Below are 3,824 nucleotides of genomic sequence, written 5' to 3' on the forward strand. Positions count from 1 at the left end.
AGATGTGTATCAGAGACAGGGGTTTCACCACGAGTCATTTCGCGGAGAGAGCCCCCACCCGTATCGCATCTTTCGATGCGATACGACCTCCCCCGCAAGCGGGAGAGGTACAGCGAGCCTGCCGCCAGATCGACTGAACACCACATTTTCTACCGATAGATCACCATGCGCGAGAACCTGCATCGCTTCTTTCGTGCGGCGCGGGGGGCCGGGGTCCGGGTCTCGCCCGCCGAAAGCATCGATGCCATGCGGGCGGTCGCCCAGGTCGGCTTTGCCGACCGCGACGTCCTGCGCGACACCTTCCTGCTGACGCTTGCCAAGACGCAGGACGAGAAGCGCGCGCTCGGCGAATGCTTCGACCTGTTCTTCAGCCAGCCCGAGCCGCAGCAGGACAACGCCGAGCAGGGCAAGACCGACGACGGCAGCGAATCCGGCGCCAACCCGTCGGCCGACGAGCATGGCGATGCCTCGGCCGGCGCGGCCAGCGAGAATGTCGGGCCGCTGGCGCAGATGCTGCTGTCGCAGGATCGCTCCGCGATATCGAGCGCGATCGCCAACGCCTCCGGCGCCGCCTCGCTGCCCGATATCCGCTACTTCACCCAGCGCGGCATCTTCCAGACCCGCATCCTCGATGCGATGGGGATCCAGCGCCTGCGCGACGACATCGACGACCTGACCACGCGCAATCCCGCGCTCGCCGAAAGGCTGCAGGAGGCGCTCAACGGCCTGCGCGGCACCGTTCGCGATGCGGTCTCGCAGGCCCTGCTGCTGTACGGGCGCGAGGAAGCGGAGAATCTGCGTAACGAGATCCTGCGCAACGCACCGCTGGCACGGATCGAGCCGCGGCAGGTCGACCAGATGCGCGCGCTGATCCGCCAGATCGCGCGCCGGCTGCGCGAGCGCTACTCCAAGCCGCGCAAGCGCCAGCGCCGCGGCCATCTCGACGTCCGCCGCACGCTGCGCCGGAACGCGGCCTGGGGCGGCGTCCCCTTCCTCACCGCATGGAAGCGCAAGCATCGCGACCGCCCGAAGATCGTCGCGCTGTGCGACGTCTCGGGCTCGGTCGCCCGCGTCTCGGACTTCTTCCTGCTCCTGATCCACAGCCTGCACGAGGTGGTGGACGACGTCCGCTCATTCGCCTTCTCGGGTCACCTGATCGAGGTCAGCGACATCCTGGAATCGAACTCGCCGGAAGAGGCGATGAAGGAGATCATGTCCAAGGTCGGCTTCGGCTCGTCCGACTATGGCAATTCCTTCGCCGATTTCGAGGACAATTGGATGAGCGCGATCACGCCGCAGACCACGGTGATCGTGCTCGGCGACGCCCGCAGCAACAATCTCGATCCGCGCGCCGACATCCTGCGCCGGATCGGCGAGCGCTCCAAACGGCTGGTCTGGCTCAACCCCGAGGGCCGCATGGTCTGGGGTTTTGGCGATTCTGAGATGCCGCGTTACGCGACCTTCTGCAGCGTGGTGCGGCAGTGCGCGACCGCGCAGCAGCTCGAGCGCGCCGTGTCGGATATCGTCGCGACGTATCAGTAGGCCGCCGGCCGCTTTAGATGGCAAGCGTCTCGCCGTGGAACAGCCACCCGACGAACGCCGCCAATGTCAGCGCGATCGAGGCGAAGATGGCGACCAGCTTGATCGTCGTGATCGCCTTCAGGATCGAGACCGACCGCGCCGCGGCATGCGGGTCGCCGTGCAGCAGCAGCCATGCCAGGAGACAATCCTCGATCAGGTCGCTGAGCAGGTACACCGCCGGCACCACCAGGCCGAGCCACGCCGCGGACGGATAGATCCGGCTGAGCCAGTGCGATGACGCCGCGCCCATCGCGCCCGCCAGCGCCAGCATGACGATCAGATCGAACGGAAACAGGATCGGAAAGACATATTTCATCCGCAGATCGGACTGCACCAGCTCGCCAAGCTGGTCGCCGGTGTAGCTCAGCGTCTTCTCCGGAAAGCGGGTGCGGAACCTGTTTGCGAAAACGCGATCGGAATAGCTGCCGACCCACCAGAACAGTCCGAACGCCGTCACCACAAGTCCTAAGAGAATGGCCGTCACGAGAGCTTGACGGCTCATGCCGACCCGTTCCTGTTGTTGTTGAGGAAGCTGCGGGAGGCAGCAGGAAAGATGATCGCGTGCACCGCGGAGTCCCTGAAAGGGAGAAAATGTCGACGCATATAGCAATGATCGACGAGCAGATTTCCATCTTTTCCGAAGTGTTGCAATTGAATTCTGGGAGCGCCATTGGCGGCCGACTCAACGCATCGCGAACGGAATTGGATCACGGCAACTCCGTCATGGCCGGGCATCGGCGAGCTCAAGCGACGCCGTCCTTCGCAGCTTTGGCCGGCCGTGGCGAGATTCAATCCGATCCAAAGGCAGGCAGCACCGGCGCGCATCGCGCTTCGGCTACCCGGCGCCACCGGCGGTCGCGCCGCCGCACAGAACCGTCTTCAATTGGAGATTGAATTTTCACCGCGTTCTGCCGTACATAGAGGCCGCGAATTTTCACGGCGGCCGCGAGGGCAACGGATGCCGAAGGATATTGTGATTTGCTGCGACGGCACCGGCAACGAGATCGGTGACAATATTTCCAACGTGCTGAAGCTGTTCCGCGTCGCCGACAAGAATGACCGGCAGCGGATCTATTATCATCCCGGCCTCGGCACCATCGGCCTGCAAAACGCCTGGGGCCGCTTCAAGCAGCAGATGCGCGGCTTGTTCGGGCTGGCTTTCGGCGCCGGTCTCGACCAGGACACGCTCGGCGCCTACCTGTTCCTGTGCCGAACCTGGGAGCCCGGTGACCGGGTCTGGATGTTCGGCTTCAGCCGCGGTGCCTACACGGTGCGCGTGCTCGCGGCCTTCGTCCATGTGATGGGCCTGCTGCCCGTCGACCAGCTCGACCTCGCGAGCTACGCATTCGGCACCTACAAGAAAGCCAGCTCCGACGCCCAGAAGTCCGACGGCACGTTCGACTATGCTCCGTTGAAGGAAGCCTGGCACTTCAGCCAGATTGCCGGCGGCCGCAACATCGATATCGAGTTCGTCGGGGTCTGGGACACCGTGGCCTCGATCATCGTGCCGCGTCAGGACAACTTCCTGTTCGACCTGCAGACGCTGCTGTTCACCCGGACCAATTCCAGCGTCAAACGGTTCCGCCAGGCGATCTCGATCGACGAGCGCAGGCGCATGTTCCGACTCAATCGCTGGATCGAGCCGCAGAAATTCCGCTCGGATCCGTTCGATCCGGCAACGGAGGTGGAGCAGGACATCCGCCAGGTCTGGTTTGCCGGCGTGCATTCCGACGTCGGCGGCGGCTATCCGGAAGACCAGAGCGGGCCGTCAAAGTTTCCGCTGATCTGGATGCTCGAGCAGGCCAAGGCGGCCGGGCTGCACATGGATCAGGCGCTGATCGATCATCTCGCCTGGGGGATGCCGTTGCCGCCGCACAAGCACGACTATGTGCAGCCGAGCGCGACCGCCCCGCTGCACAATTCGCTGACCGCCGCCTGGGAAATCCTGGAATGGATTCCGAAGAGCGACAAATGGAAGGAATGGCCGGAGCGAAAATCCTTCCTCGGCTTCTATCTGCCGCGCGGCGAGCCGCGGCCGATTGCGGACGGCGCGACCATCCATGCCTCGGTGCTGGAGCGCATGGAGAAGGATCCTGCCTACAAGCCCATCAACATGCCGAAGACCTACAACGTCGAGCCAATGACGCCGCCGCCGGCGCCACCCGCGCCGACAGTCTGACAGCGTTAGAGAATGATTTAGCAACCGAGAAGGCAGCCTGCTCCCTCTCCCGCTTGGGGGGGAG

At 64.2% G+C, this 3,824-nt stretch carries 4 protein-coding genes; 3 read left to right on the top strand and 1 reads right to left on the bottom strand.

The window, feature by feature from the left end; translation table 11 throughout:
* The first annotated feature begins 165 nt into the window (after positions 1–165).
* The gene (locus AC1VNY_RS42200; protein WP_482409623.1) at positions 166–1,542 is read left to right on the top strand and encodes a vWA domain-containing protein; all 1,377 of its coding nucleotides are present in this window, start codon (positions 166–168) and stop codon (positions 1,540–1,542) included.
* 13 nt (positions 1,543–1,555) lie between these two features.
* Here AC1VNY_RS42200 and AC1VNY_RS42205 read toward each other — a convergent pair whose 3' ends face one another.
* The gene (locus AC1VNY_RS42205) at positions 1,556–2,083 is read right to left on the bottom strand and encodes a hypothetical protein (protein WP_482409624.1); all 528 of its coding nucleotides are present in this window, start codon (positions 2,081–2,083) and stop codon (positions 1,556–1,558) included.
* A 107-nt stretch (positions 2,084–2,190) separates the two neighbouring features.
* On the opposite strand from AC1VNY_RS42205, the gene AC1VNY_RS42210 reads away from it, so the two are divergent.
* Positions 2,191–2,475, top strand: coding sequence for a hypothetical protein (locus tag AC1VNY_RS42210; protein WP_482409625.1), 285 nt, complete (start codon positions 2,191–2,193; stop codon positions 2,473–2,475).
* 64 nt (positions 2,476–2,539) lie between these two features.
* On the top strand, positions 2,540–3,760 hold the full coding sequence (locus AC1VNY_RS42215) for a DUF2235 domain-containing protein (protein WP_482409626.1): 1,221 nt from the start codon (positions 2,540–2,542) through the stop codon (positions 3,758–3,760).
* Positions 3,761–3,824: the final 64 nt, after the last annotated feature.

The sequence above is a fragment of the Bradyrhizobium ferriligni genome, from assembly GCF_056837965.1.